The organism is Streptomyces sp. STR69 (assembly GCF_024519455.1).
Taxonomy (GTDB): domain Bacteria; phylum Actinomycetota; class Actinomycetes; order Streptomycetales; family Streptomycetaceae; genus Streptomyces.
The window spans coordinates 20,188-38,081 of sequence record NZ_JALJRY010000044.1 but is presented as its reverse complement, the minus strand read 5'-3'; the positions used below and the strand labels follow the sequence as shown (position 1 = coordinate 38,081).

At 66.3% G+C, this 17,894-nt stretch carries 18 protein-coding genes and 2 tRNA genes; 5 read left to right on the top strand and 15 right to left on the bottom strand.

The window, feature by feature from the left end:
• Positions 1-14: 14 nt before the first annotated feature.
• Positions 15-1,055, top strand: a complete 1,041-nt coding sequence (locus tag OC490_RS45680; RefSeq protein WP_262063985.1) for an adenosine deaminase — start codon at positions 15-17, stop codon at positions 1,053-1,055.
• On the opposite strand, the gene OC490_RS45675 is transcribed toward OC490_RS45680, so the two are convergent.
• Positions 1,036-1,701: a hypothetical protein gene (locus tag OC490_RS45675; protein ID WP_262063984.1), complete on the bottom strand. Its 666-nt coding sequence runs from the start codon at positions 1,699-1,701 to the stop codon at positions 1,036-1,038. The two genes, OC490_RS45680 and OC490_RS45675, sit on opposite strands and share 20 nt — an antisense overlap.
• Positions 1,702-1,739: 38 nt before the next feature.
• Complete coding sequence (locus tag OC490_RS45670) at positions 1,740-2,360, bottom strand: TetR/AcrR family transcriptional regulator (protein WP_262063983.1); 621 nt, start codon at positions 2,358-2,360, stop codon at positions 1,740-1,742.
• Between the two features lie 104 nt (positions 2,361-2,464).
• Between OC490_RS45670 and OC490_RS45665 the strand changes: the two genes are divergently transcribed.
• Positions 2,465-3,097, top strand: a complete 633-nt coding sequence (locus OC490_RS45665; RefSeq protein WP_262063982.1) for an NAD(P)-dependent oxidoreductase — start codon at positions 2,465-2,467, stop codon at positions 3,095-3,097.
• Between the two features lie 19 nt (positions 3,098-3,116).
• Here OC490_RS45665 and OC490_RS45660 read toward each other — a convergent pair whose 3' ends face one another.
• The 8 genes from OC490_RS45660 to OC490_RS45625 form a co-directional block, all read right to left on the bottom strand.
• Positions 3,117-4,172, bottom strand: coding sequence for a UDP-N-acetylmuramate dehydrogenase (locus tag OC490_RS45660; RefSeq protein WP_262063981.1), 1,056 nt, complete (start codon positions 4,170-4,172; stop codon positions 3,117-3,119).
• A gap of 162 nt (positions 4,173-4,334) precedes the next feature.
• Entirely contained in the window at positions 4,335-5,816 is a 1,482-nt protein-coding gene (locus tag OC490_RS45655; RefSeq protein WP_262063980.1) for a DHA2 family efflux MFS transporter permease subunit, read from the bottom strand.
• 96 nt (positions 5,817-5,912) lie between these two features.
• Complete coding sequence (locus tag OC490_RS45650) at positions 5,913-6,485, bottom strand: TetR/AcrR family transcriptional regulator (RefSeq protein WP_262063979.1); 573 nt, start codon at positions 6,483-6,485, stop codon at positions 5,913-5,915.
• Between the two features lie 220 nt (positions 6,486-6,705).
• Positions 6,706-7,134 (bottom strand): MaoC family dehydratase, encoded by a 429-nt coding sequence (locus tag OC490_RS45645; RefSeq protein ID WP_262063978.1) that lies wholly within the window; start codon positions 7,132-7,134, stop codon positions 6,706-6,708.
• 1 nt (position 7,135) lies between these two features.
• Positions 7,136-7,588, bottom strand: a complete 453-nt coding sequence (locus OC490_RS45640; protein ID WP_093627342.1) for a MaoC family dehydratase N-terminal domain-containing protein — start codon at positions 7,586-7,588, stop codon at positions 7,136-7,138.
• 90 nt (positions 7,589-7,678) lie between these two features.
• Positions 7,679-7,843 (bottom strand): 50S ribosomal protein L33, encoded by a 165-nt coding sequence (rpmG, locus tag OC490_RS45635; protein ID WP_003948671.1) that lies wholly within the window; start codon positions 7,841-7,843, stop codon positions 7,679-7,681.
• 88 nt (positions 7,844-7,931) lie between these two features.
• A tRNA-Met gene (locus OC490_RS45630) sits at positions 7,932-8,004 on the bottom strand.
• A gap of 46 nt (positions 8,005-8,050) precedes the next feature.
• Positions 8,051-8,123: transfer RNA gene (locus tag OC490_RS45625), tRNA-Thr, on the bottom strand.
• A 267-nt stretch (positions 8,124-8,390) separates the two neighbouring features.
• On the opposite strand from OC490_RS45625, the gene OC490_RS45620 reads away from it, so the two are divergent.
• A complete protein-coding gene (locus OC490_RS45620) occupies positions 8,391-9,668 on the top strand; it encodes an amidohydrolase family protein (RefSeq protein WP_262063977.1) in 1,278 nt (425 codons plus the stop codon).
• Positions 9,669-9,950: 282 nt separating this feature from the next.
• Positions 9,951-10,607: an NAD(P)H-binding protein gene (locus OC490_RS45615; protein ID WP_262063976.1), complete on the top strand. Its 657-nt coding sequence runs from the start codon at positions 9,951-9,953 to the stop codon at positions 10,605-10,607.
• A gap of 28 nt (positions 10,608-10,635) precedes the next feature.
• Here the strand turns inward: OC490_RS45615 and OC490_RS45610 are convergent, their stop codons facing one another.
• From OC490_RS45610 to OC490_RS45600, 3 genes are all read right to left on the bottom strand, one after another.
• Entirely contained in the window at positions 10,636-10,848 is a 213-nt protein-coding gene (locus OC490_RS45610) for a hypothetical protein (protein WP_262063975.1), read from the bottom strand.
• 47 nt (positions 10,849-10,895) lie between these two features.
• Positions 10,896-11,708, bottom strand: coding sequence for a polysaccharide lyase family 7 protein (locus tag OC490_RS45605; protein WP_262063974.1), 813 nt, complete (start codon positions 11,706-11,708; stop codon positions 10,896-10,898).
• Between the two features lie 271 nt (positions 11,709-11,979).
• Positions 11,980-12,513 carry a hypothetical protein gene (locus tag OC490_RS45600; RefSeq protein ID WP_262063973.1) on the bottom strand — a complete coding sequence of 178 codons (534 nt, stop codon included), beginning with the start codon at positions 12,511-12,513 and terminating at the stop codon, positions 11,980-11,982.
• Positions 12,514-13,918: 1,405 nt separating this feature from the next.
• On the opposite strand from OC490_RS45600, the gene OC490_RS45595 reads away from it, so the two are divergent.
• Entirely contained in the window at positions 13,919-15,406 is a 1,488-nt protein-coding gene (locus OC490_RS45595) for a hypothetical protein (protein ID WP_262063972.1), read from the top strand.
• A gap of 94 nt (positions 15,407-15,500) precedes the next feature.
• On the opposite strand, the gene OC490_RS45590 is transcribed toward OC490_RS45595, so the two are convergent.
• Positions 15,501-17,078 (bottom strand): hypothetical protein, encoded by a 1,578-nt coding sequence (locus OC490_RS45590; RefSeq protein ID WP_262063971.1) that lies wholly within the window; start codon positions 17,076-17,078, stop codon positions 15,501-15,503.
• 126 nt (positions 17,079-17,204) lie between these two features.
• Positions 17,205-17,837: a hypothetical protein gene (locus OC490_RS45585; RefSeq protein WP_262063970.1), complete on the bottom strand. Its 633-nt coding sequence runs from the start codon at positions 17,835-17,837 to the stop codon at positions 17,205-17,207.
• Between the last annotated feature and the right edge of the window lie 57 nt (positions 17,838-17,894).

Below are 17,894 nucleotides of genomic sequence, written 5' to 3'. Positions count from 1 at the left end.
GGCAGGATTCCTGGATGGAGCGCGTACGTGATGTCTCTGAACTGCCGAAAGCCCATCTGCACCTGCACTTCACCGGGTCGATGCGGCCGACCACCGTGCTGGAGCTGGCCGACAAGTACGGCGTACGGCTGCCGGACGCCCTGACCGAGGCGCTGACCAGCGGGGAGCCACCGAGGCTGCGGGCGACGGACGAGCGGGGCTGGTTCCGTTTCCAGCGGCTGTACGACGCGGCGCGGTCGTGCCTGCGGGAACCCGAGGACATCCAGCGGCTGGTCCGCGAGGCCGCCGAGGAGGACGTCAGGGACGGCTCGGGCTGGCTGGAGATCCAGGTGGACCCGACGTCGTACGCGCCGCGCCTGGGCGGGCTGATCCCGGCGCTTGAGGTCATCCTCGACGCGGTGGAGACGACCTCCCGCGAGACCGGGCTCGGGATGCGGGTCCTGGTGGCCGCGAACCGGATGAAGCACCCGCTGGACGCGCGCACGCTGGCCCGGCTGGCGGTGCGGTACGCGGACCACGGGGTGGTCGGTTTCGGCCTCTCGAACGACGAACGCCGGGGTATGGCACGGGACTTCGACCGGGCCTTCGCGATCGCCCAGGAGGGCGGCCTGCTGTCGGCCCCGCACGGCGGTGAACTGGCGGGCCCGGCCTCGGTGCGGGACTGTCTGGACGACCTGCACGCGACCCGGATCGGGCACGGGGTGCGCGCGGCGGAGGACCCGCGGCTGCTGAAGCGCCTCGCCGACCGGGGCATCACCTGCGAGGTGTGCCCGGCGTCGAACGTGGCCCTGGGCGTCTACGAGAAGCACGAGGACGTGCCCCTGCGGACCCTCTTCGAGGCCGGCGTCCCCCTGGCGCTCGGCGCCGACGACCCGCTCCTGTTCGGCTCCCGGCTGGCGGCCCAGTACGAGATCGCCCGCCGCCATCACGCCTTCTCGGACCGCGAACTGGCCGAACTGGCCCGGCAGTCGGTACGGGGTTCGGCGGCCCCGGAGGACATGAAGACCAAGCTGCTGTCGGGCATCGACGACTGGCTCAACGCCCCGGTCTCTTGAAGTGCGCGTACGGCGGATACGGCTTGAAGCAGATCAGGACCTCGGGAGGGTGCCCACCGCCGCGCGTGGGCTCCAGCTCGTTCTGCAGGCCGGCCATGAACGCCGACTGTCCCTTGACGACCCTCTTGTGCCGCGGTCCCCAGCCGGCCGCGTAGGCGAAGGCGGTGGCGGCTTGGGCGAGCACCTCACGGCCGCCGATGAGGAAGTACGTCCGCGCGTGCGTGGTGTGCCGCAACAGACCGCGGTCGTACGGCCGCTCCAGCCACGCGCGCGCGTGGCGCTCGGTACGGGCCTCGTCCGTACGGACGGTGAGCGGTGTGCCGTGCCCCAACCCCCGCCTCAGTTCGGGCCACTGGGAGGGCCGCAGCCCCGCCTCCGAGTGCGCCAGCACCAGATCGACGAGCTCCCCGCACCCCTCGTCGGGCGGCACGCAGCCCCGCAGCGGAACGTGCACGATGGTGTGCCGCGAGCAGGCGGCGAACGAGAACAGCCCCGCGAGCCGGCTCAGCCCGTCGTGGTCCCCCATGAGCATCCCGATCGGCGCCGGTTCGCGCAGTGAGGTGTGGCGCAGGGGTTGCCTGGGCTGGACGACACGGTGTTCGTAGGGGCCGGTCCTGGGCCTGAACTGGGTGAGTCTCAGCTCCATTTGGGGTGCCTCATGCGGAATGCCTCATGCGGCAAGGATCACGGTCGGGAGGGGGCCTCGGCAACGGAGATTCCGCCCAGCAGCGTCCTGGCGATGCGTGGCGCGAACTCGTCCACGGGCGGGCGTACGCCGGTCCGCGTCGCCTCGTAGGCGAACACACGCTGTGCGCAGGCGCCGAGGAGGAGGGACGCGGCGGCGAAGGTGTCCACGTCATGGCGGACGCGGCCGGCGGTCTGTTCGGCGCGGAGGTAGGCGTCCAGGCCCTCGATCGGCTTGTGGGGGCCGGAGCCGAGTTGTCGCAGCGCCTCGTCGTGGCGTCGCTTGAGCTGGGTCTCGGCGTACAGGGAGGCCGCGATCGGGAAGCTCTGCTCGTAGAAGAGCGCCGCCTGGCGGGCGATCTCGGTGAGGTTGTCCTCCAGGGAGTGCTGTCCGGGCTCGGCGGCGAGGCTGTGCAGCAGCGGGGTCAGCTGGGGCAGCCGTTCGGAGAGGACGCTGATGAACAGCTCCTCCTTGCTCGCGAAGTACTTGTAGAGCGCGGCTTCGGAGCAGGCTGCGGCCTTCGCGATCTCCTTGGTGGTCGCCCGGGCCAGCCCGACGGTGAGCATCAACTCGTGGGCGGCGTCGAGGATGCGGACCCGGGCGGGCTTCGAGGATTCCATGGACGGTCCGTTCGGGCTTGACGAGTGGGTGAGTACTTACCCACTCTAGAGGGAGACAGAGGTGAGTAAACGCTCACCCACCCCGTGAGGCTGAGGAGCAGGCCATGAAGTTCACCGTTTTCGGTGCCACGGGAGGCATCGGTCAGGAGATCGTCCGCCAGGCGCTGGCCTCGGGTCACCAGGTCACGGCGGTCGTACGCGACCCGGCCGGGCTGACCGTGCGCGGCAGGGGGCTGGAGGTGTTCCGCGCGGACCTCACCGCCCCGGAGGCGCTGCGCCCCGCGGTCGCGGGCCGGGACGCGGTCCTCTCGGGGCTCGGTGCCCGCAGCCGCAAGGACGCCGGGGTCGCGGCCCGGCTCACGCGGACGGTTCTGGCGGCGATGGAGGCGGAGGGGGTGCGCCGGGTGCTGGTGGTGAGCGCCGGTCCGGTCGGCCCCGACCCGGAGGGCGCGGGTCTCCTCGACCGCACCGCGCGCGGGCTGGTCTCGGCGCTCCTGAAGGACGTGTACGCCGACCTGCGGGAGATGGAGGCGGAGTTGGCCCGCAGTTCGACCGACTGGACATCGGTCCGCCCACCGCGCCTGCAGAACAAGCCGGTGACCGGCACGTACCGCACGGTCGTGGGCGGCTTCCCGGACAAGGGCCGGTTCATCGCCCGCGCGGACGTGGCCCACGCGATGCTGGCGATGACCGATGATCCGGGGACGGTCAAGCAGGGGGTGGGAGTGGCCTATTGAGCCCCTCCGGAGTGAGCTGTCAGAGGCTGACGCCGACCGTCACCGGCTCGTTGACGAGGGTGATCCCGAAGGTGTCGTGGACGCCGGCGACGACCTCGCGGGCCAGGGCGAGCAGGTCGGCGGTGGTCGCCTCGCCGCGGTTGGTGAGGGCGAGGGTGTGCTTGGTGGAGATGCGGGCGGGCCCGCTGCCGTACCCCTTGGTGAAGCCCGCCTTGTCGATCAGCCAGGCGGCGGAGGTCTTGGTGTGCCCCTCCCCCGCCGGATAGGCGGGCGGCTCCGCACCTTCTCCGAGGCGCTCCCGCACGCGCGCGTGGAACGCGGTGAACTGCTCCTCTGTGAGGATCGGGTTGGTGAAGAAGGAACCGGCCGACCAGGTGTCGTGGTCCTCGGGGTCCAGGACCATGCCCTTGCCGGCGCGCAGCGCAAGAACGGTCTCGCGGGCCTGCGCGAGCGGCACCCGATCGCCGGGCTCGACGCCGAGGGCACGGGCCGTCTCGGCGTACTTGACCGGCGCCGACAGCCCGTCCGCGTCCTCCAGCCGGAAGCGGACACGCAGCACTACGTAGCGCTCGGGTTCGGCCTTGAAGCGGCTGTGGCGGTACGAGAAGGCGCACTCCTCGTTCGTGAGGGTGACCGTCGCGCGGGTGGTGCGGTCGTAGGCGACGACCTCGGTGATGGTGGCGGACACCTCCTGGCCGTACGCCCCCACGTTCTGGATCGGGGTCGCGCCCGCCGAGCCGGGAATCCCGGCGAGGCACTCGACTCCGGCGAGCCCGGCCTCGACGGTGCGGGCGACGGCGTCGGTCCACACCTCACCGGCGGCCAGCTCCAACCGCGTGCCGTCGAGTACGAAACCGCGCGTGGCGATGCGCAGGGCGGTGCCCTCGAACCCCTTGTCGCCGATGACGAGGTTCGACCCGCCCCCGATGACCAGCAACGGCGTCCCGGCGTCGTCGGCCGCGCGGACGGCGTCGATCACCTCGGCATCGGTGCCGGCGGTGATCAACCTGGTCGCGGGACCGCCCAACCGGAAGGTGGTCAGCGGGGCGAGGGGAGCGTCGTGGAGTTCCTGCACGCGGCCAAGACTACGAGACGGGACTGACAACGCCGGGCTCGGTGGGGTGGCGCACACGCGCGCGTGGGGTCCCACCGGTGTTGGTGGGGCCCCACGCGCGCGTGCCGGTTGTTCGTTCTCAGTCGTGCTGGTTGTTCGTTCAGCCGTGCCGGGTGTTCGTTCTCAGCGGCCGGCCGACTCCATGACCGACTCGGCCCCGGCACCATCGGCCGGCTCCGCGTGCCCCGCCGAATCGGCCGACTCGGCCACCTTCGCGAGCTCCGCCGCACGGCGCCGCGTCGGGATCAGCAGGGTCGCGATCCCGGCGAGGGCGACCACTCCCGAACCGGTGACCAGCGCGGGCTTCAGTCCGTCGACGAAGCTCTGCCCGGTCTCGTAGCCGCCCTGTGCCGAGAAGATCGACGCCATGATCGCGACACCGAGCGCGCCGCCCACCTCGCGGAGCGCGTTGTTGGCGCCGGAGGCTATGCCCTGTTCCGACGGGCGGACGCTGGACATGACCAGGTTGGCGGCCGGTGCGAAGAACAGGGCCATGCCGATCCCGCTGAGGATCAGACCGGGCAGCTGGGCGGCGTAGGAGACGTCGGTGGTGACGATGTACGCCATGTAGCCGAGACCGGCGGCCTGGAGGAACAGGCCGGCGGCGACGACCGGGCGGCCACCGACACGGTCGGACAGGATGCCGGCGACGGGGGCGACCAGCATCGGCATACCGGTCCAGGGCAGCATCCGCAGGCCCGCCTCGGTGGGCGAGTAGCCGAGCACGCCCTGCATGTACTGGCTGAGCAGGAAGATCGACCCGAACATCCCGAGGAACATCAGCAGGCTCGCGGCGTTGATCCCGGAGAAGGCGCGGGAGCGGAACAGCCGCATGGGGAGCATGGGGTTCTTGGCGTTGACGCTGTAGAGGACGAAGCCGGCGAACAGCGCGCTGCCCGCGAACAGTCCGGTGAGGACGAACGGGCTGGCCCATCCGTCGGCGGGGCCGCGGACCAGGCCGTAGACGATCCCGAAGAGGCCGCCGCTGACGAGGAGGGTGCCGGGGAAGTCGAGCGGGGCGCCGGTGCCGTGGGACTCGGAGAGGCGCAGGCGGGCGAGCGGGATCAGGGCCAGGCCGAGCGGGACGTTCAGCCAGAAGATCCAGTGCCAGGAGACGTGTTCGGTGAGGCTGCCGCCGATGAGCGGTCCGGAGGCGACGGCGAGTCCGTTGACGGCGCCCCAGATGCCGTAGGCCATGCCGCGTTTGGCGGCGGGTACGGCCGCGGTGAGCAGGGTCAGTGTCAGCGGCATCATGATCGCCGCGCCGACGCCCTGGACCGCGCGGGCCGCGATCAGGGACTCGATGCCGGTCGCCATGGCCGCGGCGGCGGAGGCGCCGGTGAATATGGTGATGCCGACCAGGAAGAGCCGACGGCGGCCGAACCGGTCGCCGAGGGCCGCGCCGAACATCAGCAGGACGGCGAAGGTGAGCGTGTAGGCGCTCACGGTCCATTCCAGGTCACCCAGCGCGCCACCGAGGTCCTTGCGGATGGAGGGCAGGGCGGTGGTGACGACGAGGTTGTCGAGGGCCGCCATGAATCCGGCGACGCTGGTGATGACGAGGGCCCAGACCATTCCCCCGCGACGTGCGGTCTGTTCTGACATCGCTCCCCCAGTGTGGGTGATCGCTACTGGTGATTAGTTATTGATGACTAACTTTGACGGTCATGAAAAGGCGCAGAATCCGCCTCTCGGCCGCCGCTACGACTTCTCCAGCCGACCGGTGACACGGGCCTCCGGGTACATCCCCTCCCAGACCCTGTGCGCGGGCGGAAAACCCATGGCCGCAAGGGTGTTGATCAGCATTCCGTGTGCCATGAAGGTCGCGGTGTCGTTCACATCCGCCCCCATGACCAGATGCACGATGTCCCAGAGCCTCAGCCAGCCCTTGCGTACGGCCTCGCCGAACTCGTGGTCGCCCTCCGCCTCGGCGGCGGCCACCGTGATGTAGGTCTGCATCTGCATCTGGAGCTTCTCGGGATGCTCCGTGATGAGCCGCACGTAGGCGTCGGCCATAGCATGCACGGCCTCTTCGCCCTCCAGCCCCTTGGACGACTCCTCCACGACCCGGCACACGTCCTCGACACACCTGAGTGCGGCCGCCGCGAACATCGCCTTCTTGCCCGGGAAGAGCCGGAAGAGATACGGCTGCGAGACACCGACCCGCTTGGCGATCGCCTCCGTGGAGGTGCCGTAGTACCCGCGCTGCGCGAACTCGGCGATCGCCGCGCGGATGACGCTCTCGCGCCTCTCTTCTGCGCTCATCCTGACCATGCGAGAAAGTTAGTACTCAATCACTAACTTAGTCAAGGGGGCGGGTCGAAGGGAGTTCGGGGACGGGAACGGTCCGCGGAGACCGCTCGATGTGGGGCACAGCACATGGGCGGGGCGGCTCGGGGCCCGCCGGCATCACCGCCAGTCACCGAATCGGCCCGGGACGGCCCATAGGTAAGGGGCGCCCGCAATGGCGGACGCCCCTTACCTCGGCTCAAGGTCACGCCAGTCGTACGACGGCTCGTGACATCCCGAGCACCTTCTGTCCGGCGCTGGTCGCCACGAGGTCCACGCGGACCGTGTTGTCGTCGAGCTTGGCGGTGACCTTGGCGCCGACTTCGACGGTCGCGCCCTGGTCGTCGTTCGGGACGACGACGGGCTTGGTGAAGCGGACGCCGTACTCGACGACCGCGCCCGGGTCGCCGGCCCAGTCGGTGACCACGCGGATCGCCTCGGCCATGGTGAACATGCCGTGCGCGATGACGTCCGGGAGCCCGACCTCCTTGGCGAACTTCTCGTTCCAGTGGATCGGGTTGAAGTCCCCGGAGGCGCCCGCGTACTGGACGAGAGCGGCGCGGGTCACGGGGAAGGTCTGGGCCGGCAGCTCGGTGCCGACCTCGATGTCGTCGTACGCGATCTTCGCCGTCATGTCAGCTCCCCTCCGCCGCGCGGGCCACGAGCTTGGTCCAGGCGGTCACGACGTGTTCGCCCGCCTCGTCGTGGACCTCGCCGCGGACGTCCAGGATGTCGTTGCCCGCCATCGACTTGATCGCCTCGATCGTGGAGGTGACCGTGAGACGGTCACCGGCGCGCACGGGGCGGACGTAGACGAACTTCTGGTCGCCGTGCACCACGCGGCTGTAGTCGAGGCCGAGTTGCGGGTCCTGGACGACCTGTCCCGCCGCCTTGAAGGTGATGGAGAAGACGAAGGTCGGCGGGGCGATCACATCGGAGTGGCCAAGCGCCTTGGCGGCCTCAGGGTCCGTGTATGCCGGGTTGGCGTCCCCCACCGCCTCCGCGAACTCACGGATCTTCTCCCGGCCCACCTCGTAGGGGTCGGTGGGCGGGTAGGTCCGCCCCACGAAGGACTGGTCGAGCGCCATGACTCGGCACCTCCTGATGTGTCTGCGCTGCTGATAACGACACGAGGCCGCCCCCAACGTGCGGGGACGGCCTCGTGTACGAGCCTGTATTTATCGCGTTTCGCGGTGCGCGGTGTGCGCATTGCAACGCGGGCAGTGCTTCTTCATCTCCAGTCGGTCCGGGTTGTTACGCCGGTTCTTCTTGGTGATGTAGTTCCGCTCCTTGCACTCCACGCAGGCCAGCGTGATCTTCGGGCGGACGTCGGTGGCAGCCACAGGAGTGCTCCTTGACGAACGGATGGGACTATGAACGCATAACAGAGTAGCCGATCGAAGGACCGACCCCACAATCGGCTACTGTCAGTAGCGGTGACCGGACTTGAACCGGTGACACAGCGATTATGAGCCGCTTGCTCTACCGACTGAGCTACACCGCTGTGATGGGATTGGTTCCCACCTTGCGGTAGGAACCTCTCACACCAGAGCCCCAATACGGAATCGAACCGTAGACCTTCTCCTTACCATGGAGACGCTCTACCGACTGAGCTATTGGGGCGAGCGATGAAGACATTACACGCTCCGCCGCCGTTCACCCAAATCCGTTTCGCGGCACCGCTCCAGCCGCTTCCACGGCCCTCCCAGAGGCCTCGGGACCCCCTCCCGTACGGGGGACCACACCGGTACGACTATTGCGCTCCTCCCGGCCGCGAGCGGATCACCGCCCTAGGCTCGACTCACTCTGCGTGATCTTGCGCCCCTCTGCGCAGCCCCCCGCCGTGAGCCCCGAAGCCGAGCCCGCGAAGCCCTGAGCCCCTGGAGCGCGATGCCCGACAGCCAGCCCCAGCCGTCCCACTCGTCATCGGGTTCGTCGGGCTCCTCGGGCTCGTCGGGACCGGCCGACCCGGCCGCGCTCCTGTTGTGCGGGGCCCGGCTGACCGACGGCCGGACCGTGGACGTACGGCTGGGCGGCGGGCGCATCGAGGCGGTCGGCACGGCGGGCAGCCTGGCGACGGACGCCACGCGCGCGTGCGGCGCGCGCGTGGACCTCAGCGGCTATCTCCTCCTCCCGGCCCCGGCCGAACCGCACGCCCACAGCGACACCGCGCTGTCGGCCGAGAACGGCGGACCGGTCTCCTACGACCCCCAGGACGTCCAGCGCCGCGCCACGGAGGCCGCGTTGCTGCAACTCGGGCACGGGGCGACAGCGCAGCGGGCACACGTGCGCGTGGGGGACGTCCAGGGGCTGAGCGCGCTGGCCGCCGTACTGCAGGCGCGGCGGGCGCTGCGCGGGCTGGCGGAGTTGACGGCGGTGGCGATGCCTCGGCTGCTGACCGGGGTGGCGGGGGCGGACGGGCTCGCGATGCTGCGGGACGCGCTGAAAATGGGTGCCTCCGTAGTGGGCGGTTGTCCAGATCTGGACCCCGATCCGACGGGGTACGTGGAGGCCGTCCTTGAGGTCGCGTCCGAGCACGGCTGCCCGGTCGACCTGCACACAGACGCCGCCGACCCGACCCGGCTGGCCCGGCTGGCGGCGGTCGCGGGCGGGATGCGGCCCGGGGTGACGCTCGGCCCGTGCGGCGGCCTGGGGCGGCTGCCCGCGGACACGGTCACCCGGATCGCGGACCAACTGGCCGCGGCCGGTGTGACGGTGGTGTGCCTGCCGCAGGGCGGCTGCGGCGGCGTCGACCGACGGGGCACGGCTCCCGTACGACTGCTGCGCACGGCCGGCGTCCAGGTGGCCGCGGGCAGCGGCGCCCTGCGTGACATGTCCAACCCCGTGGGCCGCGGTGACCCCTTGGAGGCGGCCTACCTGCTCGCCTCGCGGCACGGGATGCGGCCCGAGGACGCGTACGACACGGTGAGTTCGTCGGCACGGGCGGCGCTCGGTCTGCCCGAGGTGCGCGTCGAGGCGGGATTTCCGGCCGAACTGCTCGCGGTGCGCGGCGACCGGCTCGCGGGCGCGCTCTCGCTGGCGTACAGCCGGATCGTGGTGCACCGGGGGCGCGTGGTGGCACGGACGAGCGCGGTACGGGAGTACTGCAACACGGCGGCGGGCGCGGAGTTGGGGCTGCCGCGGCAGGGGCGGGGCGAGGTGTCGTGAGCCGGGTCCGAGGCGGGGCGCGGTGCCTGAGCTGCTCGACGTGACCCAAGGCGGAAGCGGGGCGCGGTCCGTGAGCCGCTCGACGGGACCGGAAGCAGGGGCTGGGCGCGGTGCGTGAGCCGGTTGGTGTGACCCGCTGGCGCTCGGGGGCGTACGCCTGGGGCGCGGAGGCCCGTGTGCATCCAGGCTCGCGCGCCCGGCGCGTGCGCCGCGAGGGTGTGCTGCTGGGACGCGGCTGAAGTCATGCGGCGCGTGCGGCCGTCCGGGCGTACGGTCGGAGGCATGCGCATTGTCATCGCTGGAGGTCATGGTCAGATCGCGCTGCGGCTGGAGCGCCTGCTCGCCGCGCGTGGTGAAGAGGTCGCGGGCATCATCCGCAACGCCGGGCAGAGCGACGATCTGCGGGCGGCCGGCGCCGAACCGCTCGTGCTCGACCTGGAGTCGGCCTCGGTCGAGGAGGTCGCGGCGGTGCTGCGGGGCGCGGACGCGGCGGTCTTCGCGGCGGGCGCGGGCCCGGGCAGCGGTACGGCCCGGAAGGACACGGTGGACCGGGGTTCGGCGGTGCTGTTCGCCGACGCGGCGGTCCTGGCGGGCGTACGGCGTCATGTCGTCGTGTCCTCGATGGGCGCGGATCCGGCGCACCGCGGGGACGGCGTGTTCGACGTGTATCTGCGGGCCAAGGGTGAGGCCGACGCGTACGTACGCGGCCTGGATGCCCTGGACTGGACGATCCTGCGCCCCGGTTCGCTCACGAACGACGCCGGCACCGGCCTGGTCCGCCTGGAGGCCCACACCGGGCGCGGCGCGGTCCCGCGCGACGATGTGGCCGCCGTACTCGCCGAGTTGGTGGAGACCCCGGCGACGGCCGGCCTGACGCTGGAGCTGATCGGTGGATCCGCGCCGGTGTCGGTGGCGGTGAAGTCGGTGGCGGGGAACTGAGGCTGTCCGCCGGCCAGTTGCCGCGCCGCTAGAACAGCGGCATCTGGCCGGGGAACTCCGGCACCACGTAACCGTCCAACGCGGGCTGGGCCGCTCCGAGTTCCGCCTGTCGGCGCGAGCCGGGGCACGACACGAGTTCGCCGCTCTCGCGTGCGCCGGGCGGGTCGTGTCGCGCGTATCGTCCGGCGACGACGGCGATCTCGCGACGGCACTCGGGGCAACTCCTGCGGCGTGACGACATGGGATCAGTCTGCCCCGCCGCAGGCCGCGTCGGCCGTCGAGGCTCGCTCAGCTGTGGGAGACGGTGAGTCCGTAGAAGGCGACCCGGGCACCCTTGGTGGTGCTGTCGGAGGACGACTGGTTGTACGAACCGGCCTTGAAGTACTGCTTGTAGGCGTTGAAGGACGACGGGATGGCGTAGTGCGTGGTGCTCCCGTTGACCGTCAGATTGATGGTGTTCCCGCCCGAGACGCCGATCGTGTAGCTCCATGTCTTGCCGACCGCCACATTGCCGACGGTGTGCAGCGTCTGCCCGCCGTCGGGTGAGTTCTCCGTGCCGAGGACGATGTCACCGCTCGACCGGTAGTACAGCTCCAGCAGCGGCTTGGTGGACGTGCCTCCCGTGCCGAGGTGGATCTGGCCGACGCAGACGTTCGACGTGACGGAGACGACCCGTAGCGTCGCCTTCATCGTGTGCGTGCCGCTGAGCGACCAGTTGGCGGCGCTGCCGCTGCGGTTCATCTCCCGCAGTTCGGAGCGGGCGTAGTTCGAGTTGGGCGTGGTGACGCCCTTCTCCGGCGCCCAGAAGGTCATCGCGCCGTCACGGGTGTCCGTGTAGAAGTACGAGTCCTGGAAGCCGTTGGCCCCCTGGAGCCGGGCCGACGAGATCGTCGTGGGCGAGCCCGGGGAACCCACCGGCTCCTGGAGCTGCCACACCCCCAGGTCGAAGTTCCCACCGGGCGCGACGGTCGGGTCGGCGAGGGGTGAGGCGACGGCGACGGCGACGTGAGTACTGCCCGACGCGGCCGGAGCGGCAAGGGCCAGCCCGCCGGTGACGGCGGTGACGGTGGCCAGGGAGGTGAGCAGCGTACGCATGCGCATGGGGGGTGCCTTCCTGTCTGCTCGATGGACTCGGTTGGCTACGCGCGTTCACATAGATGAACTTTGTGTTTCAACATGAACACGATGCGGCGACAGTAGGGCTGTGGCACGGTCACGTCAAGACTGGCGGCGGGGCGGCGGAACGCTCCAGGAACGACGAAAGGGTCTGCGCTCGGCATTGCTGCCGAGCGCAGACCCTTTCGGTCATATGAACTGCGACTTTCTACCGAATCACCACTCACGATCCGCGGCCGGCCCGGAACTTGGACTGTCAGGCGGCTCCTCCGCGTTGCTCCCCGCCGCCTTCCTCGTCGTCCCGCTGCCCGTGTGTGTCCTCAGGGGGCGGACCGAGCCGGTCGTCGAAGTCGATGCGGACTCGATCAGCCCGGTTGTCGGAGCGGAGTGCCCCCGCGATGCTCTCGACGGCCATGACGATGCGTTCGTGAACAAGGCCTGCGATTGCCCGAGTCCCCAGATCGACGTCCGGGTCGTCCTTGACGTCACCAAGTGTGGCGAGAATGGCGACGATGCTGGGCCCGGAGAGGTCGACGAGGACGGTGTCCGAAGCGTCCTTGACTTCGCCCGGAATTCGGAAGTGGCGGTCCTTGCTGGAATGTTCAACGAGGAATGCCCAGGTGTCGCGATGCGCGTGGATGGTCGCGGCGGAGATGCCGGCGGCGACCTGGAGAAGCTGAAGACGCTGCCCCTCGTCTCCCCTCCCCGTCTCCCCGTTGTCGTCGCCGACCTCCGGCTCGCTGCCATCGGTCCCGGGCGGAGAGTCGTCCTCGGAACGTGCGTCGTCCACGGGACGAGTGGGCTGTGATGCCTGCTGAGCGCTGCGGACGAGGTCGTTGACCGAGCCACGGACAGCGACGAGTTCACTGCCGATCCGGGTGAGCGGGTCACTGATGTTTTCACCGGTCCGCGCAATTCCTTCGCGGATGACAGCCCGGGTTCCAGTAAGCCCTGTGTTGATGGCCGCCGTGGTGTCCTGCTGTATCGCCTGAGGTCGGGACATCACTGCAGCAAGGGCGCGATTCAGACAGTGGAAAGCCGAACAAGGGCAAGTGGTGAGAGGCGAGAGGTGGGCAGCTACGGCCGCTGAGCTTGAACTCGGATTGTGGTGAGTGTGAGTGACAGTTCAAGGTGGCCCGCACCAGGACGACGGGGTCGCCGAGCTGCCGGTGTGCGGCATCGAACAGACGGGCGTAGCGGTTTCGGTGAAGCCCTTGCACCGGCCTTCGGCGTCGCCGGAGCGTCCGCCGAGCCGCCGGCGCCTGCAGAGCCGGCGACGGCTCCGATCGCGAAGCCGATCACGACGGCTGCGACGTGCGTCAGGACGCCCCTGCTCAACCTCCCCCACCGAGGTCGAGGAGCTGCGCCACTCTGCCGCCCGTCCTGCCGCAGCGGGCCTTCCGGGGCCCTGATGGAGCACCGGCCGTCATGCCCTCAGCGTGCGCCGGCCCAACGCCGTCCGCATCTCGTCCATATGAGCCTCGGACGCACCGGCGCGCAGATGACCAACAGAGCCGGCCCTCGCAACAGGCCGGCCCCTCGACCTGGCTCGTGTACGGCCCGGAAGACCTGACCAGCCCGGGGTCCATGCGTCACAGCGTGAGACAGGTCACCTGGTTTCGATCCCATGCGGAAGAGCGCCCCTGGACAGGAAAAGACCCCCTCCGGTCTGCGTTCCCGCAGATCAGAGGGGGTCTACCTACATGTGGCGGCGCCAGGGTTCGAACCTGGGTAGGCGTAGCCGGCAGATTTACAGTGGGCCGCGCTGCATGCTCCTGACCTGCTCTTTCCTGCCAACTCACTGGTCATGGTCCGCAATTGGCCCGGATCTTGACCTAGCGACGACTTCTGAAGCACCTTTTGAGGCCGCCCGCCCGCGCCAGGTTCGGATGGGCCAGACCGACGGCGGTCCCCAGCCTCCCCAGGCAACCCACTCCAGCCGAGCCTTCGTTATCTCTCCCCCACGCTGAAGCGCCCAGGCGTTGTCCGGCGACTCTGCATTGCTGGGCAGCTCCAAGACCGCCCGACGCGCCGAAAGCCTACGTGGCCATGATCACTCACGCCAAAGCGGCTCCAGCCCAGACGGCTCCGCCGCGCCTTTTCGGTCAACTATCAGCCGACGAGATTACATAATTCTCGCCAGGGGTATTGATTTGGCTTCATGGAAAATCGATCGGCGGAACTTGGGAGGCGTCATGCGTGTTTCCGAATACTACAAGCTGGGTCGAACCCAACCAACTCTCGACTTTGTCGATGTGGATGTAGAAATGGATACCCCAGTCTACATAGACCCCAGCACGCTAAAAGACCTTCCGGACGAATGGTCGAGCCAATGCCATACGATGCTTTCGACATTTTTCCACAGCGTCGTCGACGCAATTACTCACAGCGACCCTCAACAGCTGCGTAAACTACTTGCCCGCCTCACGGAGCCTAATGAGACACACTTCGGATTATCCAAAGGAAAATCACGCGGTCGCGGTCTAGGACCTTACCTCGTGCAACGAATTTCCAAGAACCTCGCCGTGAGTAAAGCTGCAGAAAGTGGACTACTTGAGGATCTGGAAGACACGGCACTATTCATTGAGGGGATCGGCAAGGATATTATTTCAGATGTCACGACGAACATAATTCGAGGAATGCTGATCTCCTACACCCAATCAATGGCTTCAATGTACGGAATGGAGCTTCGCGAAGGAATCAACAGCGGACTCGTTTGGAATCCTTCAACCCGCGAGTGGGAGGAGGGTAATACGAGGATGCTCGTCCCACAAGGCAATCCGCTACTGCTAGTACCCAAAGTGATCGTACGTCACGATCTGCATCTAACCAAGGAGGATTATTTCAGAAACCACCTGGCACCCACACTACAGGATGAGGAACTCGACAACCCGAGCAGCAAGCTAGTCCAGACAGCCAAGAACGGGCGAAAATTCGTCACCAAAATAGACGTTGAAATGGAGTACGGCGGCGGCAAGGAAAAAATGGTTGACCTGAGTTCGGCCCGAACTCAGGTCTTCCGCGATTACAAGGAGGAGAAGCGTCAGAATCCGTCACGTCCTCTCGATCACGATGAGCTAAGTCAGGCGACCGGAACCAAGCCTGTCAATTACCGGAATTTACTCAGGGTCGTCCTCGATACACCGCCGGGTGCAGAGTACGCCACTGAGTATCACCACAGAGTCCACGCGGTCTTAAGCGCAATCTTCTACCCATGGCTAACCTACCCTGTCGTCGAGCACCCATTAGACCAGTCTAGAAAACGCGTCGACATCACCTATACGAACAATGCGACAGACGGATTCTTCGGATGGGTGATGCGACAGGGGCACCCAAGTTCACACGTATTCGTCGAGTGCAAGAATTACCATTCCGAAATCGGAAATCCAGAATTGGATCAGTTGTGTGGTAGATTCTCACCGCTCCGCGGAAAGGTCGGGTTGTTGCTATGTAGGTCTCTTTCTGAAAAGGAGAGGTTCCTGCAGCGTTGCCGTGATACAGCACTGAGCCGGCATGAATTTGTACTCCTCCTAGATGACGAGGACCTATCGGTGCTTGTTGACGAAGTCGTAACAGCCAACACCCCGGTCGATCCAAACGAACTCGAAGACACGGAACAGGAACGGCCGTATCCGGGTGAGTTCCGCCTCCTCTTCGAGCGATTCCGGAAGCTCATCAGCTGATCCCTCTCAGCTGCCAGGTAACGTTTCTGCCGACACTCGCTAGAGGAAACACGAAGACCACAGTCACTTAAGATCACGCTTCCCAAGGCCGTGACTAAGCAGTCGAAGCTGACGGCTTGTTGTCGCTACGAGCGTCAATCAGGACGATGTTCTCCTTGTCCCTTAGACCGAGATCGGCAAGGGCCCGTCGAACTCTCCTTTCATGGGTCTCCGTGTACGAGACGATCACCTTAATTGAATTGAGGGTATCGTTGGCTTTCTCGTAGATCTCAACTTGATTTTCGAGGTTTCGCCTAAGCTGGGAATTGCTCGCGAGTTTAAATTCAATCAACGTCTTGTCGGTTGACCCTTTAGAAACTTTGTAGTCCACCGGGCCGCGTCCATTGTTCACTTCTCTGTTGACATCAAAGGCCGTTCCGTACCAGACGAGCCCAAAGAAGAGTTGGACTTCTGACTCATGACTAAAACCTCCACCACCCCTATTAATGAGCTTGTAGCCGTCTTGGTGCTCTACGTACCGTTTGAATGCGTTCACTCTCTCTAGGCACTCAGCGTACGAGTCTGGAAGCTTGTCGTAGAAACGAATCTTATCTTGCAGATCGGTGACAACGGAATCCAGACCTTCGACGAAGATGCTGACCAGATCTTCTACTTTGATTGAACTCGCATCCGCTGCAATATCTCCCGATTCCTCTTTGGCCTTAATGTAATAGTCGATCAGTTCGGGAAATTTTCGAATTGTCGCGACTGCGGCAGCATCAATTTCCTTGCGTTTAGGCTTATCAGGAAGGGACTTGTAGAAGTAGTTGTTAATCTGCTCGCGGAGCTGCGCATTGGATACGGCAAGTGGAAGGTTCTGGAAGTCATTTACAAGATCACGCTTATTGATCCACGTGTCATCGCGAGTAAGCATATCTTTGGGCGTGAGTAGGACAAAGTCGTTGCGCAATTGAGGCAGTGCGAAGTTCCCATCCTCCCAAGTTTCAGTTTCATAGTTAAACCTCACCCTCCTGACGCGAAAAGTTCTATAAAGAGACGGATCCAGATTGTCCAGGGTGAACTTCTGCGTGTAAGCGAGTAGGTACTCCTTGATCAGATTGGTAGTGAAGTCACTGACTGAGTCCCGACCTACACCTCCTGTGATTAGGCAAAGCTTCTCCGGGTGACTTCCTTGAGTGATGGTTTCCTGGCCGAAATTTTCGAATACATCGGCCAACCCCTCGTTGAGTGAAGTCGCGAATGAGGCGCCCAGTGCATGCCCACCATTTCCGAGCACTGTGAAGCCTAGCCAGTTCTGCTTCACTTCCTTGAAGTAAAACCAGGATTCCAGAAGACCTTGACTAATTCGGCCCGCGCTTGACTTGTCGCGCAGGAAGGCCATGTAGCGAAGAATTTCAGAATGAAGTGTCTGATACTCCTCCTTTTCGCTATGAAAAAGAAGGAAGGGATCGATGAAGAGAGGTAGGTCGCTAAGTAGGCACACATCCAGGGCGCCGTACTCGTCGAGGCTGGCCCGGTTCACACCAAAATGATCCGAGAAGAAGATGCCCATCAATCCCCCATCACTATCTGCTTCACCTATGGCAAGGCTCGCACAGAGGATCCCGATGCGCGACGGTATGCCGAAAACCGACGCGAGAGGGGATGCCCGGAGGCACAGCACCAGCCGCACGGCGGTCTCTCCCTTGGGGCGACCGTCAAGTACATGAAGAAGACGTAAAGCACGTGTGCCACATCGTGCGAGGGTCCTGATAATCGAAGACTGAAGGGCGGGATGGCCGCTCGTCAGTCGCTGAGGCTACGTAGGCGGCGATCGTGATATCAGGCAAGCAATCGGGACCACCTGCCTTCGCCCGGGAGGGTCGACGTCTGGATTCGCATCAAGCCAGCCCCGGGCTGACTCCATCACGTGCTCAATGACCTCAACCAACTCGCCGGACCGGCTCCGCAACCTCTCATCCAACTCATCAGCTAGCAGGCTGTTCTGGAGAGCAACTTCCCACCACTCATCCAAGTACCGCACAAGACCAGTCACCTGCTCGACAAGGCTGTCCGTAGCCATGCGTTCAAGCGACGACACAGACAGGCGCAGCAACGACTGTTGAAACCAGAGGCGCTTCATGACTTCAGCTACGGCCATACGGGCCTCGGGGGCAGTACCGCCGAGCGTCTGGTCTGGGTGCTGCAAGCGCACGACCTGGATCCCCCGGGCGTCAGCGACGGCCGTTCGTACCTCCTCCACAGCCCCGAAGAACGCTGCATACGCGTCACGGCGCATTTGCCAGCGAGCGTCGAACTGCTGCCCACGTACCTGCATCCGGACTGACTCCAACGCTGCCCCCGCCTGCGCTCTTGCGCCGACCCACGCAATCGCACCACCCAGAGCGGTCGCGCCAGCTCCAAGTACCGCGCCCTGGATCTGCGGGTCCATAGTCACACCTACCGATGTTGTTCTCGGGCACATCTCCATGCTGCGGACGCGTCAGTC

Bases quoted from the DNA above. Each gene is read 5' to 3' on its own strand.
- OC490_RS45670 (WP_262063983.1), bottom strand. From the start codon at position 2,360: ATGGAATCCTCGAAGCCCGCCCGGGTCCGCATCCTCGACGCCGCCCAC.
- OC490_RS45615 (WP_262063976.1), top strand. From the start codon at position 9,951: ATGCGCATTGTCATCGCTGGAGGTCATGGTCAGATCGCGCTGCGGCTG.
- OC490_RS45640 (WP_093627342.1), bottom strand. From the start codon at position 7,588: ATGGCGCTCGACCAGTCCTTCGTGGGGCGGACCTACCCGCCCACCGAC.
- OC490_RS45665 (WP_262063982.1), top strand. From the start codon at position 2,465: ATGAAGTTCACCGTTTTCGGTGCCACGGGAGGCATCGGTCAGGAGATC.
- OC490_RS45680 (WP_262063985.1), top strand. From the start codon at position 15: ATGGAGCGCGTACGTGATGTCTCTGAACTGCCGAAAGCCCATCTGCAC.
- OC490_RS45650 (WP_262063979.1), bottom strand. From the start codon at position 6,485: ATGGTCAGGATGAGCGCAGAAGAGAGGCGCGAGAGCGTCATCCGCGCG.
- OC490_RS45585 (WP_262063970.1), bottom strand. From the start codon at position 17,837: ATGGACCCGCAGATCCAGGGCGCGGTACTTGGAGCTGGCGCGACCGCT.
- OC490_RS45645 (WP_262063978.1), bottom strand. From the start codon at position 7,134: ATGACGGCGAAGATCGCGTACGACGACATCGAGGTCGGCACCGAGCTG.
- OC490_RS45620 (WP_262063977.1), top strand. From the start codon at position 8,391: ATGCCCGACAGCCAGCCCCAGCCGTCCCACTCGTCATCGGGTTCGTCG.
- OC490_RS45675 (WP_262063984.1), bottom strand. From the start codon at position 1,701: ATGGAGCTGAGACTCACCCAGTTCAGGCCCAGGACCGGCCCCTACGAA.
- OC490_RS45655 (WP_262063980.1), bottom strand. From the start codon at position 5,816: ATGTCAGAACAGACCGCACGTCGCGGGGGAATGGTCTGGGCCCTCGTC.
- OC490_RS45605 (WP_262063974.1), bottom strand. From the start codon at position 11,708: ATGCGCATGCGTACGCTGCTCACCTCCCTGGCCACCGTCACCGCCGTC.
- OC490_RS45610 (WP_262063975.1), bottom strand. From the start codon at position 10,848: ATGTCGTCACGCCGCAGGAGTTGCCCCGAGTGCCGTCGCGAGATCGCC.
- OC490_RS45595 (WP_262063972.1), top strand. From the start codon at position 13,919: ATGCGTGTTTCCGAATACTACAAGCTGGGTCGAACCCAACCAACTCTC.